Consider the following 17,445-nt stretch of genomic DNA (forward strand, 5'->3'; position numbering starts at 1 on the left):
TAAAAATAAAAATTGACGTTTCACGTTGTTTGTTTCGTTCAGTTTTCAAAGAACTACTTGGTCGCTCATTTGCGACTCCCTTATGTTAACATCTTCATGTTTCAATGTCAACTAAGTTTTTTATTTCGTTTGTCGTTTTCTGCGTTATTGCATCGGCGACTTGTTCTATATTACACCTCTGTACTCTAATCGTCAACATGTTTTTCTAAAAAAATATAAAAAGACGTATTCCTTTTAAAATACGCCTTTTTTACCATAGAACATTCTATTCATTTATTATTTTTCTATAATAGGTAACGCGACGATGAATTGAATAATACCATCCTCATATTCAGCTCGAATACTCCCCCCCTGCAATTCAACAATACTTTTCGCAATAGCTAATCCAAGTCCCGAACCTTCCGTTACTCTACTTCGGGATTGATCCTTCTTATAAAAACGTTCAAACAAGTTCCCTAATTCTTCTCTCGTAAACTCTTCACTATGATTTGCTATAACAATTTGTATATCCTTGCGCTGTCTTTGAAGAGAAACTTTTATCTCTCCATCATCTTTACTATACTTAATCGCATTCATTAGTAAATTATCAAATACACGGACCATCTTTTCCGAATCAACCGATGCATAGGCACGTTCCTCAGGAAATTTCTTAACAAACGTAAGTCCATGCTCTTCCGCTTGCGGTACTAATTCTTCTATTAATTGTTCCAGTAACTCATTTATACATACTTCTTGTTTTTCTAATACAACTTGTTCATTCGTTAACTTCGTATACTCAAATAAATCTTCTATTAAATTTTTTAACTGCTCCGACTTTGCAAAAGCAATTCTCGTATACTCATCATGTTGTTCTTTATTTTCATATTTAGAATCTCGAAGTAATCGTAAGTAACCCATAATAGAAGTAAGTGGTGTACGTAAATCGTGAGATACATTCGTAATAAGCTCATTCTTTTGCTTCTCTAATTTACGTTCCTTTTCTATATTATTCATAAGCTCTTCCGCCATTTTATTAATATTCTCAGTTAAAGACGCAATCTCATCTTCACCTTTCTTCTCAATACGGTACGCTAAGTTACCTTTTTCTATTTCCTTTACACCTTCTGCCATCGCTTCAATTTGCTTCATCTTTCTCTTTGTTATATAGAAAAAAGAGAAAATGAATACAAGGACACCAATTAAAAACGGAAATGGTCCTTCTTGCGTGTCATACATTACCTCTCCCTCTGGAATTCCGCTAACAAACATGTACAAATTCTTTCCTTCAATAGTAATAGGTGAAAAAGCTATAAATTCTTTTCTTGTACTTTCAAATTCATTTCTACCATCTGTATAATTAATCGCAAATGATGCTGCATTACGAATCGTATTATGCAAATCGATTTGCTCTTCTTGCGCCTGCTTTGTTTTATATAAAACTTTACCACTTTCATCAGTAACCAATATTTTTAAAGCTCTATTTCCTCGCTCTAAATTTTGATTCTCCATTTCGATCATATTAGATATAGCTTCTAATTTATTTTCATGAACCGAACTATTCGCTGCTCTTTGAGCTTGGTAATTAATTTGTTCCATACCAGCTCGATAATCGATAGTCGCTTGACGATTCGCATTCTCAAAAAATGGCGCAGCTGCTTTCGCTGACAAAACTCCTAATAACGCACAAGCAGCAAAAGTAGTAATCAATTGAATTCTTATACTCTTCCGTACGCTCTTTACTAATTTCTCAATTAGTTCTCTTGTTTTCCTTACATAAGTAAACGGATTAAATATCTTTTTCAATCTTATACCCCACTCCCCATACTGTTTTTATATATCTAGGCTTCCTTGGATTCTCCTCAATCTTTTCACGTACTTTTCGAATATGCACCATTACAGTATTATCAGACTGGAAAGATCGTTCGTTCCACACCTTTTCATAAATTTGCTCCGCGCTAAAGACCATACCTGGATTACGGGCTAGTAATTCTAAAATTGAAAATTCCCTCGGAGTTAGTTTCACTTCTTCTCCATCTACAATAACTTTATGGGTCGAAATGTTTATTTTCATCTCTCCAATTTCTAACTCGTCCTCATTTTGTATAGCGAAACCATTCATTTTCATATAACGACGTAACTGGGATTTAATTCTCGCGATTAACTCTAACGGATTAAACGGTTTCGTTACGTAATCATCTGCACCAGTTGTTAACCCTAAAATTTTATCCATATCTTGCGTTTTCGCAGAAAGCATAATAATTGGCATTTCTTTCGCTTCTCTTACTTTCATACACATATGAATACCATCTACTTTCGGCATCATAATATCCAACACAACTAAATGTACTTCATTCTCTTCTAACATACGTAGCCCTTCTTCTCCATCTCCGGCCTGCAGTACTTTATATCCTTCGTTCTTTAAATATATTGTAATAAGATTCCTAATTTCTTTTTCATCATCTACGACAAGTATTGTTTCCCCGGCCATAATATTTCCCCCATTCATTTTTTATCCCTAACTTCTATTATAGGAAAACTTCTGAAGAAAAACGCTCGGAAATCCTTAAGATTTTCTGAAGACGCAAAAAAGGCCTAGACTCCCCTTAAGTCTAGACCTTTCAAAAACCCCTTTATTTACGAACGTAGATGAAATACAGTACGAATAAAACTCCCATAACATACATAATCGGATGAACCTCTTTACGACGACCACTCACAACCATTGTAATTGGATAGAAGATAAATCCAATCGCAATTCCCGTTGCGATACTATACGTAAGCGGCATTGAAATGATAGTAAAGAATGCCGGTACTGCAATCTCGAACTTCTTCCAGTCGATTTCTCCTAAAGAAGAAACCATTAAGATCCCTACAATAATTAAAGCTGGTGCCGTTACAGCTGGTGTTACAACACTTAATAATGGCGAGAAGAATAGTGCCAGTAAGAAGAATCCTGCTGTTACAACTGCTGTAAATCCAGAACGTCCTCCCGCTGCTACCCCTGCAGACGATTCAATGTAAGACGTTGTTGTTGATGTACCTAAGATTGCACCAATTACAGTTGCAATTGCATCTGCGAATAATGCTTTTCCTGCACGTGGTAATTTATTGTTCTTCATTAATCCTGCTTGATTCGCAACCGCTACAAGCGTACCTGCTGTATCAAAGAAATCGATAAAGAAGAACGTTATAATTACAATCCCCATTTGAATAGTGAAAATGTCTCCGAAATGAGTTAACGCAGCACCGAACGTTGGTTCTAGACTCGGTATCGCTCCCACTACAGCTTTCGGAGTATCAATCAATCCTGTTGCCACTCCTAAGATCGCTGTAAGAATCATACCGTAAAATACTGCACCATTGATTTTCTTAATCATGAAGATGATCGTAGTAACAACCCCAAAGATTGCTAGTAATGTTGTGCCCTTTGTTAAGTCCCCCAACCCAACAAGAACAGCATCATTTTTCACGATAATTCCGGCATTTTGGAATCCAAGAAAGGCAATGAACAATCCGATACCTGCTGCTACTGCAAACTTTAACTCCGATGGAATTGCATTAATGATTTTTTCACGAATACCTGAAGCTGTAAGAATAATAAAGATAATACCTGACATTAACGTTCCAGCAATTGCTGTTTGCCACGGAATACCCATCGTTAAAACTGCTGTATAAGCAAAGAACGCGTTAATTCCCATACCTGGGGCTAAAGCAATTGGATACTTTGCGAAAATACCCATAATTAACGAACCGATCGCGGCCGCTAATGCTGTCGCAACGAATACTGCACCTGGATCCATTCCTGTACCTGCTGGTAACCCTTTAACATTTCCAAGTGACAGCGTAGCAGGATTGACAAATAGTACGTAAGCCATAGATAGAAATGTCGTTAACCCTGCTATGAACTCAGTCTTATAATTCGTACCGAGCTCATCAAATTGAAAATAGCGTTTCATCCTACGTTTCCCCCGTTATATGATTACTCGCCGCATTTCACCCTAGCCCTCTTTTATCTATAAAAATAAAAAAGGCTTCCATTGCATATACATGGAAGCGTTCTATAAACAAAGACAAGTTTCCCCTCATCTTTATAAAAACGCCTCGTAGTCAAGCCATTTACGGTAGCTAGGTAGAAACTTTCGGGCCATATCCCCGATATTATACGACGGCATAATATTCACTTTTCGTTTGAATTACATACTCATATTAACTCTTGAAAGTATTTTTGTCAATTTAAAAACGAACAATTTTATAAAATTTCATATTTTCGTTCGTATTAATGCTGAAAACAAAAAGATCCATCTATGCATGAGCAAAAGATGGATCTTTTTTATAATACTATTCCCACTCAATAGTTGCTGGTGGCTTACTCGTTACATCATACACGATACGGTTAACGTGTTTTACTTCGTTTACGATACGTACAGAGATTTTCTCTAATACGTCCCAAGGGATACGTGCCCAGTCAGCTGTCATACCGTCGATAGATGTTACTGCACGGATACCTACTGTGTAATCGTAAGTACGCTCGTCACCCATAACACCTACGCTACGCATACCAGGAAGCGCAGTGAAGTATTGCCAAATTTCGCGGTCTAAGCCCGCTTTAATAATTTCTTCACGTAAAATCGCATCAGATTCACGAACGATTTCTAATTTCTCTTCTGTGATTTCACCTAATACACGAATACCAAGTCCTGGACCTGGGAATGGTTGACGCCATACGATTTCATCAGGAATTCCTAATTCAGATCCTAATACACGTACTTCATCTTTAAATAACGTGTTTAAAGGCTCAATTAATTTGAACTGCATGTCTTCCGGAAGTCCACCAACGTTATGGTGAGATTTAATTGTTTGTGCAGTTGCTGTACCACTTTCAACGATGTCTGTGTAAAGTGTACCTTGTGCTAGGAAGTCCATACCTTGTAATTTAGAAGCTTCATCATCAAAAACGTAAATGAATTCGTTACCGATAATTTTACGTTTTTGTTCTGGATCTTCTACACCTTTTAACTTGTTCATAAAGCGTTCTTGTGCATCCACTTTAATAACGTTCATATGGAAGCCTTCGCTAAATGTTTTCATAACGCCTTCTGCTTCACCTTTACGAAGTAAGCCGTGGTCAACGAAAATACATGTTAACTGGTCGCCAATTGCTTTATGAATTAATACTGCTACAACAGAAGAATCTACACCGCCACTAAGTGCACATAGTACTTTTTTGTCTCCAACAGTTTCACGGATCTTCTCTAATTCTACTTCGATAAAGTTCTCCATGTTCCATCCTTCAGAACAACCACATACGCCGAATACGAAGTTTTTAATTAAATCGTTACCGTGCTCAGAGTGACGTACTTCTGGGTGGAATTGTACACCGTATAAGTTTTTCGCTTCATTGCTCATACCAGCAATTGGGCAAGACTCGCTTGTTGCGTCTACTACGAATCCTTCAGGTAAACCAGTTACTAAGTCACCATGACTCATCCATACAACTTGCTCTTCTGGAAGGTTCGTATATAATTTTGATTCGTTCTCTACTTTAAGAACAGCTTTTCCGTACTCACGGTGGTTTGCACGTTCTACTTTACCACCGAAGTGTTGTGTCATAAGCTGCATACCGTAACAAATACCGAAAATCGGTAATCCTAGTTCAAAGATTTTTTCATCACAATGTAATGCACCTTCACCGTATACACTATTTGGTCCACCAGAGAAAATAATCCCTTTTGGATTCATTGCTTTAATTTCTTCTGCAGTAATTGTATGTGGATGAAGTTCACTGTATACACCGAACTCACGAATTCGACGTGCTATTAACTGATTGTACTGACTTCCAAAATCTAAAACGATAATTGTATCGTGCTGCTTTTTCAAAATAATCACCCCAACGTTAGTTCTCGTATATAAATATTTTCACCAATTTGGCGAAAAGCATTACCAATATAATAAAAAAAGCCAGTCCTCCGCCTCTAGTCTCATAACAAAGAAAAGGCAGGGGTCTGGCTTTATAAAGAAAGATAGTCTCCGCTCTTTATAAATATAAGACACACTGCCTTCATAGTCAGGTTGTTTACGGTAACCCGGTAGAGACTCTCAAACCATATCATTGAGGATATATGAAGGATCGTTTTATATTATCTTCCTAGATTCTAACAATGAAGTGTCGATGTGGTCAAGAGAGAAAGCGACAAAATTCTACAGAAATTAATTTCTTTCCCACTAAAACACAAAAAACATTTCCATATAGAAATGTTTTTTGTGTTTTATCCTATTATTCAACTTTTTTCTGTTGTTTTCTACCCATTAATCGTGTAACACCATTTTTCATTACAAATACCCCGTATCCCACAAATAAAAAAATAACGGGCAAAATGTCAAAACGATACCTAGTTTGAACTTCGACAAACAAATGAATAACTACATATCCACCAAACAAAATATATAAAAGAGGATATATTGAATCATTTCTTCTATATAATGAAATGGTACCAATCGCAAATATACAACATGTAATATACATAAGCCTTTCATATTTTGTCAGCATTTGTTGTAAGTGTGGTTTATTCAGTTCCCCCCACTCCAAAGCCCAACCAGGTGCATCATCAGGATTACTCCACATTTTTTCAACTTTCAATACAAGTAATTGACGAACTTTCTCTTTGTCCTTCAATCTGTCCTTGATCAAAGCAATGGAAGCATCATTTCTTTCCTTCCCAAGTTTAAATTGACTAAGGTAAACAACATCTGGCTGATTCCATCCACCAATCGAATCATAATTGAATCCCACAACAAATTTCCAATATGGCATTTGGTTCGACAATGGTTTTTTCGCTAATCCCGTGTTCATTAAGAAAATACTTACAATTTGCATCACTAGAAAATATACAATCACTATTCCCACTAATTTTTTTACGTAGTTTAACGTTTCTTTTTTTCTAAACGGAAGTATCTTATAAATTAATACATAAACAAAAACCGCCAATAAAAAGAAACTTCCTAACGGTCTCATAATATTTCCAATGCTTAACAGTAACCCTGTTAAACCCCAACCGTATTTAGTTGAAAAACCTTTTGTAATTAAAACATACAGTCCTAAAAAAAAGAAAAAGGTAGAAATATATTGATTTGTTAATACAGAGCTATAGATAATATTAGGTATGTAAAACGCGTAAAATATTGCCGCAGTTCTCGCACTGTATTCATTAAAAATGGTTTTACCCATAAAATAAATAATCACGGCAGTACCTACGCTCCAAAAAATATTAAATAACTTCAATATAAACAGATGATTACCAAAAATTTTTATTAATATAGCCTCATAATATGTGAATCCCAATTGGTATGTCCAACTCATATAGTATTCATCTGTAATAAATGCAAAATTACCCTTTACAGCTTGTTGAGCACTTTCATACATTACAGAAAAATCCGAGATAGGTACTGTTTTTTCAAAAATGATCCATAACAACCTAATTGCAAAGGCTGTAACTATGAGAATGAGCAAAAATTGATTAACTGTTAAAAAACGATTTGCTAAAAATGATATTATTCCGAGCACCAAAATAGTTGCTACTATCTCCAGAATTAACACAGCGACCGAGGAATAGGTAGATTTCTCTATTTGAAATGAATTATAAAGTGTAATGACAAACATCGCCAAACCACATACTACTAATATTTTCGAAAAAATGTTTCTACCCAAATTTTCTTTAATCTGCATCATATACCTCACTAACTAGGCTACCGCCATCTTCTCTCATAGACAATAAGAACTAGGAGACTTATTATCTCGACTAAAAAATAAGAAAAATCCCTTTTGACTGTATCATAAATGTTAAAAGAATTATATATTCAATTGGAATTATATTGAATATTACCGTAATAAAAAAAGCTTGAATATTCCCCTCCATTCTCTCTCTAAACTTGCGACCTTCCAGAAACCTTTTATATACATCTTAACAACAAAGAAGGCTACCTCCTTTTATCAAGGAAGTAGCCTTCTTCTAATTAACTATTTATACATTGAACAGCTTCACAGAGTGATGCTTATTACATCATTCCGCCCATACCGCCCATGCCCATGCCGCCCATGTCAGGCATTGCTGGTGCATTTGGTTCTGGCTTATCAGCAACTACAGCTTCAGTTGTTAAGAACATAGCTGCAACAGATGCTGCGTTTTGAAGTGCAGAACGAGTTACTTTAGCTGGATCTACGATACCAGACTCAAGCATGTTAACCCATTCGCCAGTAGCTGCGTTGAAACCAACGCCTACTTTTTCGCCTTTTAGACGCTCTACAACTACAGATCCTTCTAGACCAGCGTTGATTGCGATTTGACGAACTGGCTCTTCTAGTGCACGAAGTACGATGTTGATACCTGTTGCTTCGTCGCCTTCAGCTACGATAGAAGCTACTTTCGTGTATACGTTCATAAGTGAAGTACCACCACCTGCAACGATACCTTCTTCTACTGCTGCACGAGTTGAGTTAAGTGCATCTTCAATGCGAAGTTTGCGCTCTTTTAACTCAGTTTCAGTTGCTGCACCTACTTTAATTACTGCTACGCCACCAGCTAATTTAGCAAGACGCTCTTGTAATTTTTCACGATCGAATTCAGAAGTTGTTTCTTCTAATTGCGCACGGATTTGACCGATGCGAGCTTCGATTTGTTGTGTGTTTCCAATACCTTCAACTACAGTTGTGTTTTCTTTCGTTACAACGATTTTACCAGCGCGTCCTAAAGATTCAACTGTAGCAGATTTTAAGTCACGTCCTAATTCTTCAGTGATTACTTCGCCACCAGTTAAGATTGCGATATCTTCTAGCATTGCTTTACGACGGTCACCAAATCCAGGAGCTTTAACAGCCACTACATTGAATGTACCACGAAGTTTGTTCACTACTAATGTAGCTAAAGCTTCACCTTCTACATCTTCAGCAATGATAAGAAGTGGTTTACCTTGTTGTACCACTTGCTCTAATACTGGTAAGATTTCTTGGATGTTAGAAATCTTTTTGTCAGTAATTAAGATATATGGGTTATCAAGAACAGCTTCCATTTTGTCAGAATCAGTAATCATGTAAGGAGATGCATATCCACGATCAAATTGCATACCTTCTACTACGTCTAATTCTGTTGTGAATCCTTTAGATTCTTCTAAAGTAATAACGCCGTCGTTACCAACGCGCTCCATTGCTTCAGCAATTAATTGACCTACTTCTTCGTCAGCCGCAGAAATAGCAGCTACTTGTGCGATAGAAGATTTACCTTCGATTGGTTTAGAAATCGCTTTTAATTCTTCAATTGCAGCAGTAACAGCTTTTTCGATACCTTTACGAAGACCCATTGGGTTTGCACCAGCTGTTACGTTTTTAAGACCTTCACGAATCATAGCTTGCGCTAATACAGTTGCAGTTGTCGTTCCGTCACCAGCTACATCGTTTGTTTTGCTAGCAACTTCTGCTACTAATTTTGCACCCATGTTTTCGAATGCATCTTCTAATTCGATTTCTTTTGCGATTGTTACACCATCATTTGTAATAAGTGGTGAACCGAATTTTTTCTCAAGTACAACGTTACGACCTTTTGGTCCAAGCGTTACTTTTACTGCGTTTGCAAGAGTGTCGACACCGCGAAGCATCGAACGACGTGCTTCTTCACTAAATTTAATATCTTTTGCCATAATAATTGACCCCCTTGGAATTTTTAAGATTTATATAATTAACCGATAACTGCTAAAATGTCACTTTCACGTAAAATCAAGTAGTCTGTACCTTCGTATTTTACTTCAGTACCTGCATATTTTGAGAAGATGATAAGATCACCTGCTGCTACCTCTAAAGCAACACGCTCACCATTTTCAAGCACTCGACCAGTACCTACTGCAATAACTTTACCCTCTTGTGGTTTTTCCTTTGCAGTGTCTGGTAATACAATACCACTTGCTGTTTTTTCTTCTGCTTGAACAAGCTCAATTACAACGCGATCACCTAATGGCTTTAGCATGAACAATAACCTCCTCATTGTGTTATGTAAATTTTTTATTAGCACTCGAGTCACCCGAGTGCTAACACACTTATAATAATAAATAATCTCAATTTCTTTTGCAAGTAAAAAAATCATAATTTTTTCGCAAATTACTATATATACTCTTCTATATAAAATCCTTCTTCTACTACCTTTACTATATGAATCGTTGTTTCCACTACTCGTATGTTACAATATGAAAGACACCCTAAGTTGTTTTCGCTACACACACAACTTTTTCCTGTCTTCTATTTTAATTTCCAATGCAGATTTACAAAAAAAACATAATTCGAATGAAAGTTTATATCGTAGGTAGCATATTACATGTTATCCTGCCTTATCTCATACACTAGAGTTAGAAAGGATGGTTAAACCATTTGAAGAAACAATATTGGTGGATTATCGTTACATACATTTTAATGCAATTGTCGGGTATTGCCGGATTACCACTTCTTCTGAAAACCGGACTATACGATAATAGAGGATTTACCAACGAGGAAAAGTTTCAACTAATAACCGGACATTGGTCTATTATTAGCTTTTTCATTGCACTATGCGTTGTAATTTGGTTACTTAGAACAGATATTCGTGACAGGCATTTAGATGCAATGCGCTCTTCTGTTCCAGCTACAATCGGGTGGATTTTTATCGGGTTCTTCTTAGCAATCATCTCACAAAGTATTGCAGGTATGATTGAAATGTATCTATTAGGGATTACACCTGGATCTGAGAATACAGACCGACTTATGGACATCGCAAGAACGACACCTTGGTTCCTTATTGTTATATCTATAATCGGACCTATTTTAGAAGAAATCGTATTTAGAAAAATTTTATTTGGTACACTTTATAAGAGATTTAATTTCTTCGTTGCTGCTATTATTAGTTCACTCGTATTCGCAGCGATTCATTTTGATTTTACTCACCTATTGGTATACACTTCTATGGGGCTCGTATTCGCCTTCTTATATGTAAAAACGAAACGTATTATCGTTCCTATAGCAGCCCATGTAGCAATGAATACATTAGTTGCCATTGGACAGATTTTCATGAGCAATGAACAAATTCAAGAAATGATTAAAGAAGCTGAGAAAATGCAAGGCTTTATCGGAGGATTTTTTGTATGAGAAACTCACCATTGTTCATGGCTGCATTGTATTTCCTTCTCGGATGTATCTTTACACGTTTCGCCATTACGAACGTGACAGATACAATCTGGAATATGTGGACAATACTATTTGCAGTTATGGCAACAATTGATTTTAATTTGGCACTTCGCCTTATATTAGTTAAATTCACAAAGAAAAAACAATAATAAAACGCAGAGGTAACCTCCTCTGCGTTTTATTGTGGATAATTCTTTAAAAAGTAAACAAGCGTTTGTAGCTCTACAGCTAAATCAATATGATGAATTCTTATATTCTCTGACACATTTAAGCGTGCTGGTGTGAAGTTTAAAATACCGTGCACGTTTGTTTCTGCCAATCTATCGGCTACAGATTGCGCTACTGTAGCGGGTACTGTTAATATTGCCACTTGTATATCATTTGATAACCTTTCTTCTAATTCATCTAAATGATATACAGGAATACCCCCGATTTCTGTTCCAACTTTCTCTTCACTAACATCAAATGCCATTTCAATTTTTGTATTATTGTTTTTCGTGAAATTATAATGTAAGAAAGCGGTCCCTAAATTACCTACTCCAATAAGCGCTACACGTGTTATATCATCTTGATCGAGTGTTTCACGGAAAAATGATAATAAATAATTTACGTTATATCCATATCCCTTTTTCCCTAATGCTCCAAAGTATGAGAAATCTCTTCGAATAGTTGCGGAATCAACCTTTACCGCTTCACTCAATTCGGCTGATGAAACACGTTGCTTACCAGAAAGAGATAAGTTTTGGATAAATCGATAGTATAGAGGCAATCGTTTAGCAGTGGCTTGCGGAATTTTCTGCTGATCCATATAACCTCTCCTCTCTTCCTATCTTTATTCATATACTTGAATCGAATACAGAAGTTTAGTACTTATGAATTTCCTTGTATAATAAAGAGAAGAAGTATTCTCTCTTTATTTTAAACTATACACTATTTTTAGTATGATTGAGAAATATAAACATGGCAAAGTTAAGAAATTATTTGAGGTGAAAACATTGATTTTATTACAAGTAAACGGGCTTTCAAAATTATACGGTGCCGAAACGATTCTTGCAAACATAAAATTGGAAGTGCAAACGAAAGATCGTATCGCTTTAGTTGGACGAAATGGAGCCGGAAAATCTACATTATTAAAAATTATCGCCGGTGAATTATCTCATGATGGCGGCGAAATTATAAAACCGAAAGATGTCTCAATTGGGTATTTAGCTCAAAATACTGGATTAGAAACATCATTAACAATTTGGGATGAAATGCTAACCGTCTTTACACACCTACAGCAAATGGAGACAAAACTTCGAAGGCTAGAGCAAGAAATGGGAAAAGAAGAAAACTTTTCAAATGCCGCTACATATGAAAAATTATTAGCTGATTATGACCAATTGCAATTAGATTATAAAGATCAAGGCGGCTATCAGTACGAAGCAGATATTCGCTCCATTTTAAGTGGTCTTGGTTTCCCTGTTGAAACGCATCAGACGACAATTTCTACGTTAAGTGGCGGACAAAAAACGAGATTAGCTCTTGGGAAATTATTATTAACGAAACCAGACTTACTTATTTTAGACGAGCCTACAAACCATTTAGACATCGAAACATTAACGTGGCTTGAGCAATACTTACAAGGTTATCCTGGCGCAATTTTAATCGTTTCTCATGACCGTTATTTCTTAGATAAGCTTGTTACACAAGTATATGAAATTTCGAATAAAGAAAGCAGACGATTTGTTGGTAACTACAGTAAATATTTAGACTTAAAATCAGCCCTATACGAACAAGAAATGAAGCGTTATGAAAAGCAACAAGATGAAATCGCTAAACTTGAGGACTTCGTTCAAAAAAATATAGCACGTGCATCTACGACAAAACGTGCACAAAGCCGTCGTAAACAATTAGATAGAATGGAATTATTAACCAGACCATTAGGTGACTCTAAATCAGCCTCATTCCACTTCGATATTGAAAAACAAAGTGGAAATGATGTTTTACAAGTAAAAGATGCAACCATCGGTTATGATGAGGATCCTATTATTGAACATGTAAATATGCGCTTAACTCGGGGAGATAGTGTTGCCTTAGTTGGACCGAATGGAATTGGAAAATCCACATTATTAAAATCCATTGTGAATAAGTTACAGCTATTACATGGAGATGTTGCTTTCGGATCAAATGTATCTGTTGGTTATTATGATCAAGAGCAAGCTAACTTAACATCTTCTAAGCGCGTTTTAAATGAACTATGGGATGAATATCCACTTCAACCCGAAAAAGAAATTCGCACTATACTAGGTAATTTTTTATTCACAGGGGATGATGTACTAAAACCAGTATCTTCTCTTAGTGGTGGACAAAAGGCCCGATTAGCTCTCGCAAAACTTATGATGCAAAAATCCAATTTATTAATTCTCGATGAGCCAACGAACCATCTTGATTTAAATAGTAAAGAAATTTTGGAGAATGCTTTAATTGATTATCCAGGAACTCTTCTATTCGTTTCACATGACCGCTACTTCATTAATCGCGTAACGACTACAGTTGTCGAGTTATCAACAGAAGGTGCGCAAGAGTATTTAGGTGATTACGATTACTATGTGGAGAAGAAAAATGAAATGATTGAACGCGCAGCATTTGAACAACAAGAACAGCAAGAAAATCAGGCACCTGTTCAAAAAACTGTAGCTCAAGAAAAATTAAATTATCTCGAAGAAAAAGAGCGTAAACAATTAGAACGTCAACGCACTCGAAAAATCGAAGAACTAGAACAAAACATCGTAAGCTTAGAAGAAGAAATTGCTACGTTAGAGGATCAGCTTTGCTTACCAGAAATATATGCAGATTATGAAAAGGCTAGTGAGATTACAACGAAAAAACAAACATTACAAGAACAACTTGAAGCCTGTATGGCAGAATGGGAAGAACTGCATATATAAGCTAATTTAAACAAAAAGGATGTCTCATCAGTCGAGGATTTTTGACTAGATGACATCCTTTTTATTTCCCTTTAGAATCAGTTTCGTAGTACATGAAATTATATCGACGATTTTTTGAATGCACATACCTTAACTTAAAATATATAAACAATTCGACAAGAAACATCGTTTTCCCGACAAAGATTGACAATTGCAGCAACCCATATGATAAGAGGAGGATTTTTCAAAAGTTTTTTAGGATATCTTCTCGTTTTTATTTCCCGAAAAAGAATTCATTTAAAGGTCAGACTTCATCCGTTTTATCCACAAGGTTATACACATATCCACCTTTATAAAATAAACATCAAAATAACTTTTCCACATTATCCACATTTAACAAAAAAGTTATTAACAGTTTATATACACAATAAAACCCACATTATCAACAGATAATATGGGTTTTATCCACAAGCTGTGGTTAATTTTGTGTATAACTATGCTTCAATATCTAAGCCTGGGTTTGCATTTAAAGCTAATGTCGCACGTTTTCCTTGTTCGTATGCAATTGTACCTGCAGCTGCAATCATTGCTGCATTGTCTGTGCATAAAGATAACGGCGGGATAATTAGCTCTATATCTTCTTTTCGTGCAAACTCTTCTTCTAGACGTGCACGAAGCCCTTTATTAGCAGCTACTCCACCAGCAAGGAGCAATTGCTTTACATTATACGCTTCTGCTGCACGAGATGCTTTCGTTACAAGTACATCAATTACACTCTCTTGAAAGCTTGCTGCTAAATCTTCCGGTGCAATTTCTATACCACGTTGTTTTGCGTTATGCACAGTGTTGATAACTGCTGATTTCAATCCACTAAAGCTGAAATCATACGAATCGGGTTCTAGCCATGCACGAGGCAAATCAATTGTTGGCTTCCCTTCATGCGCAAGGCGATCAATATGAGGACCACCTGGATACGGCATAGATAGCGTACGAGCTACTTTATCATATGCTTCTCCTGCTGCATCATCTCGTGTTTCACCAATCACTTCAAATGAACCATGTTCTTTCATATAAACAAGTTCTGTATGTCCACCAGATACAACAAGTGATAGTAGTGGGAATTGAACTTCTTTTACTAAACGATTCGCATAAATATGGCCAGCAATATGATGAACACCAACTAGAGGAATATCATGTGCAAAGGCTACCGCCTTCGCTGCATTTACTCCTATTAAAAGTGCTCCTACTAAACCGGGTCCCTCTGTTACAGCAATTGCATCAATATCCTCGAAAGTTATATTCGCTTCTTTTAAAGCTTCTTCTAACACAACTGTAATTTCTTCTACATGGTGACGGGATGCAATCTCTGGTACAACCCCGCCAAAACGCTTATGACTTTCAATTTGTGATGCAACGACGTTCGCAATGATTTCCGTTCCATTTTTAACAACTGCTACTGCTGTTTCATCGCAGCTTGTTTCAATACCAAGTATAATCGTATTTTTTTCCATTATATATTCACCCACATTACAAGACCATCTTCCTGATTGTCTGCATAGTATCGTTTACGAATTCCACCATTTTGAAATCCGTATTTTTTGTATAACTGCTTTGCTACTTCATTTGATACGCGTACTTCAAGCGTCATTGTTTTTACCCCTAGTTCTTTCGCTACGGAAATAACTTCTTTCAATAGGGCATCTCCTAACTTTTGACCTCGGTATTCTGGCAAAATAGCTATATTTGTGATATGTGATTCATCAATAATTATCCACAATCCACAATACCCGATTACAAGGCCATCTTTTTCTAGCACAACATAATGTGCATGTTCATTCATCGTTAATTCACGTTGAAAGGCATCTGCAGTCCAAGGAGTTGAAAAAGATGCTTCTTCAATAGCTACAATTTGAGCAATATCATCGAGTTCCATCTTTCTAAATATCATATCCATCTTCTGCAAGCTCCTACTTGTTTTGACTTTCTAACCACTTTGTTTCAGCTTCAGCTAAACGAAGGTAACTAGGAACAAATGAATGTACATCTTGTTCCTCTTTTTGTAACCCTAAGAAAGCTAACTCACTTGGTCTTGGGTTATTTTTAGTGAAAGGAGCAAATACAGCTTGATTGCCTAAATGTTCTATAATTGTTTCTTTATGCAATTTAACATCGTTACCGATAAATAAAACAGGCTGTCCTTTATCTTTTAACATTTGCAACCAGTCTACAATAAGAATAATTCGATCTTCTTCTATTGAAGTTAACTGCTCTCCTTCATATGTATATAATCCAGTATAAATTTGTCCACGTCTTCCATCAAATAAAGGACAAATTAACCCACTAAAGTTAGCACCGTTTGCAGCTACTACTTCTAAACTTGATACACCTACGATTGGTATTTGAAGTGACCAAGCTAATGTTTTTGCCGCTGTCACACCTATGCGAACACCTGTATATGATCCAGGTCCAGCAGCCACAACGATTTTAGTTAATTCTTTTGGTTTTACACCACATTCTTTTAATAGTTGCTCTACAGCTGGCATAAGGCGTACAGAATGGTTTTTTGTTAAATTTGTAATGATTTCCCCAATTACGTTTTCTTCCTCAATAAGGGATACACCCATTACGTAATTTGAAGTATCAATTGCTAGTACTTTCATCTTGTAATAGCTCCTCACATAATCTAATATAACGGTCTCCAACTGGCTCGAGTACAATTTTCCTTGTGTCATCTCCAGCATGGAATAAACTAATTTGTAACTTTTCATTCGGTAAATATGCTTCTATCAAATGAGCCCATTCTACTACCGTAATTCCTTCACCATAGAAGTACTCATCAAAACCTAAGTCTTCTTCACTTTCCGCTAAACGATACACGTCCATATGATATAACGGCAATCTTCCTTTATATTCTTTAATAATGTTAAAGGTAGGACTATTTACAACTCTTTTCACGCCAAGACCTTTTGCTAGCCCTTTTGTAAAAGTCGTTTTACCAGCTCCAAGATCTCCTTCTAAAATAATTACATCTTGCGCCCGGGCAAGTTCACCTAGTTTTTCTGATAATCTTTGTGTTTCCTCAGAAGATTTTGTTGTTACTTCATATTTACTCACAGACTTCACCTACTTTACTCACAATGTTCTCTGCTCTTTATTATACAGGTTTTGAATATATAAAAAAGTCCTTAGGAGTTGTCCTAAGGATAGTTTGACTGTCTTTATTAGTTTTTTGTTAAAACAAATAAAAAAATACGAAACAACTTGTTTCGTTCTTTTCTTTATATAAAATGGCGGTCCCGACCGGGGTCGAACCGGCGATCTCCTGCGTGACAGGCAGGCATGTTAACCACTACACCACGG

Annotated in this window: 15 protein-coding genes and 2 riboswitches; of the genes, 3 read left to right on the top strand and 12 right to left on the bottom strand. The window is 36.2% G+C overall.

From position 1 onward, the window contains the following. Positions 1-276 precede the first annotated feature (276 nt). The 7 genes from ampS to groES form a co-directional block, all read right to left on the bottom strand. Positions 277-1,782 carry an aminopeptidase AmpS gene (gene ampS / locus JDS81_RS29080; protein WP_097954133.1) on the bottom strand — a complete coding sequence of 502 codons (1,506 nt, stop codon included), beginning with the start codon at positions 1,780-1,782 and terminating at the stop codon, positions 277-279. After that, the gene (locus tag JDS81_RS29085) at positions 1,766-2,467 is read right to left on the bottom strand and encodes a response regulator transcription factor (protein WP_000896765.1); all 702 of its coding nucleotides are present in this window, start codon (positions 2,465-2,467) and stop codon (positions 1,766-1,768) included. Before JDS81_RS29085 ends, ampS begins: the two co-directional genes overlap by 17 nt. A 142-nt stretch (positions 2,468-2,609) precedes the next feature. Then, positions 2,610-3,935: an NCS2 family permease gene (locus tag JDS81_RS29090; RefSeq protein ID WP_000833078.1), complete on the bottom strand. Its 1,326-nt coding sequence runs from the start codon at positions 3,933-3,935 to the stop codon at positions 2,610-2,612. Between the two features lie 128 nt (positions 3,936-4,063). Next, positions 4,064-4,165, bottom strand: a riboswitch (purine riboswitch). A gap of 152 nt (positions 4,166-4,317) precedes the next feature. Beyond that, positions 4,318-5,856: a glutamine-hydrolyzing GMP synthase gene (guaA, locus tag JDS81_RS29095; protein ID WP_000743919.1), complete on the bottom strand. Its 1,539-nt coding sequence runs from the start codon at positions 5,854-5,856 to the stop codon at positions 4,318-4,320. 164 nt (positions 5,857-6,020) lie between these two features. Then, positions 6,021-6,122, bottom strand: a riboswitch (purine riboswitch). A 131-nt stretch (positions 6,123-6,253) separates the two neighbouring features. Further along, on the bottom strand, positions 6,254-7,702 hold the full coding sequence (locus JDS81_RS29100; protein WP_097954132.1) for a glycosyltransferase family 39 protein: 1,449 nt from the start codon (positions 7,700-7,702) through the stop codon (positions 6,254-6,256). Between the two features lie 329 nt (positions 7,703-8,031). Beyond that, entirely contained in the window at positions 8,032-9,666 is a 1,635-nt protein-coding gene (gene groL, locus JDS81_RS29105; RefSeq protein WP_001029987.1) for a chaperonin GroEL, read from the bottom strand. 38 nt (positions 9,667-9,704) lie between these two features. Continuing rightward, positions 9,705-9,989: a co-chaperone GroES gene (gene groES / locus JDS81_RS29110; RefSeq protein WP_000917306.1), complete on the bottom strand. Its 285-nt coding sequence runs from the start codon at positions 9,987-9,989 to the stop codon at positions 9,705-9,707. Positions 9,990-10,387: 398 nt separating this feature from the next. Between groES and JDS81_RS29115 the strand changes: the two genes are divergently transcribed. Both JDS81_RS29115 and JDS81_RS29120 read left to right on the top strand, forming a co-directional pair. Then, on the top strand, positions 10,388-11,137 hold the full coding sequence (locus tag JDS81_RS29115; RefSeq protein ID WP_000745318.1) for a CPBP family intramembrane glutamic endopeptidase: 750 nt from the start codon (positions 10,388-10,390) through the stop codon (positions 11,135-11,137). After that, positions 11,134-11,325 (top strand): YdiK family protein, encoded by a 192-nt coding sequence (locus JDS81_RS29120; RefSeq protein ID WP_001246201.1) that lies wholly within the window; start codon positions 11,134-11,136, stop codon positions 11,323-11,325. Before JDS81_RS29115 ends, JDS81_RS29120 begins: the two co-directional genes overlap by 4 nt. A 29-nt stretch (positions 11,326-11,354) precedes the next feature. Here the strand turns inward: JDS81_RS29120 and JDS81_RS29125 are convergent, their stop codons facing one another. Then, entirely contained in the window at positions 11,355-11,984 is a 630-nt protein-coding gene (locus JDS81_RS29125; RefSeq protein ID WP_000372701.1) for a redox-sensing transcriptional repressor Rex, read from the bottom strand. A 187-nt stretch (positions 11,985-12,171) separates the two neighbouring features. Between JDS81_RS29125 and JDS81_RS29130 the strand changes: the two genes are divergently transcribed. After that, the gene (locus JDS81_RS29130; RefSeq protein WP_000602175.1) at positions 12,172-14,106 is read left to right on the top strand and encodes an ABC-F family ATP-binding cassette domain-containing protein; all 1,935 of its coding nucleotides are present in this window, start codon (positions 12,172-12,174) and stop codon (positions 14,104-14,106) included. A gap of 473 nt (positions 14,107-14,579) precedes the next feature. Here the strand turns inward: JDS81_RS29130 and tsaD are convergent, their stop codons facing one another. The 4 genes from tsaD to tsaE are packed head-to-tail and all read right to left on the bottom strand — an operon-like array spanning position 14,580 to position 17,199. Beyond that, complete coding sequence (gene tsaD, locus JDS81_RS29135) at positions 14,580-15,596, bottom strand: tRNA (adenosine(37)-N6)-threonylcarbamoyltransferase complex transferase subunit TsaD (protein ID WP_000414604.1); 1,017 nt, start codon at positions 15,594-15,596, stop codon at positions 14,580-14,582. After that, the gene (gene rimI, locus JDS81_RS29140; protein WP_000367202.1) at positions 15,596-16,039 is read right to left on the bottom strand and encodes a ribosomal protein S18-alanine N-acetyltransferase; all 444 of its coding nucleotides are present in this window, start codon (positions 16,037-16,039) and stop codon (positions 15,596-15,598) included. Before rimI ends, tsaD begins: the two co-directional genes overlap by 1 nt. 13 nt (positions 16,040-16,052) lie before the next feature. Beyond that, positions 16,053-16,745, bottom strand: a complete 693-nt coding sequence (gene tsaB / locus JDS81_RS29145; protein ID WP_000865744.1) for a tRNA (adenosine(37)-N6)-threonylcarbamoyltransferase complex dimerization subunit type 1 TsaB — start codon at positions 16,743-16,745, stop codon at positions 16,053-16,055. Next, positions 16,726-17,199, bottom strand: coding sequence for a tRNA (adenosine(37)-N6)-threonylcarbamoyltransferase complex ATPase subunit type 1 TsaE (gene tsaE, locus JDS81_RS29150; RefSeq protein ID WP_000049641.1), 474 nt, complete (start codon positions 17,197-17,199; stop codon positions 16,726-16,728). The genes tsaB and tsaE overlap by 20 nt, the downstream gene beginning before the upstream one ends. Positions 17,200-17,445: the final 246 nt, after the last annotated feature.

The organism is Bacillus cereus group sp. N31 (assembly GCF_016483245.1).
Taxonomy (GTDB): Bacteria; Bacillota; Bacilli; order Bacillales; family Bacillaceae_G; genus Bacillus_A; species Bacillus_A toyonensis.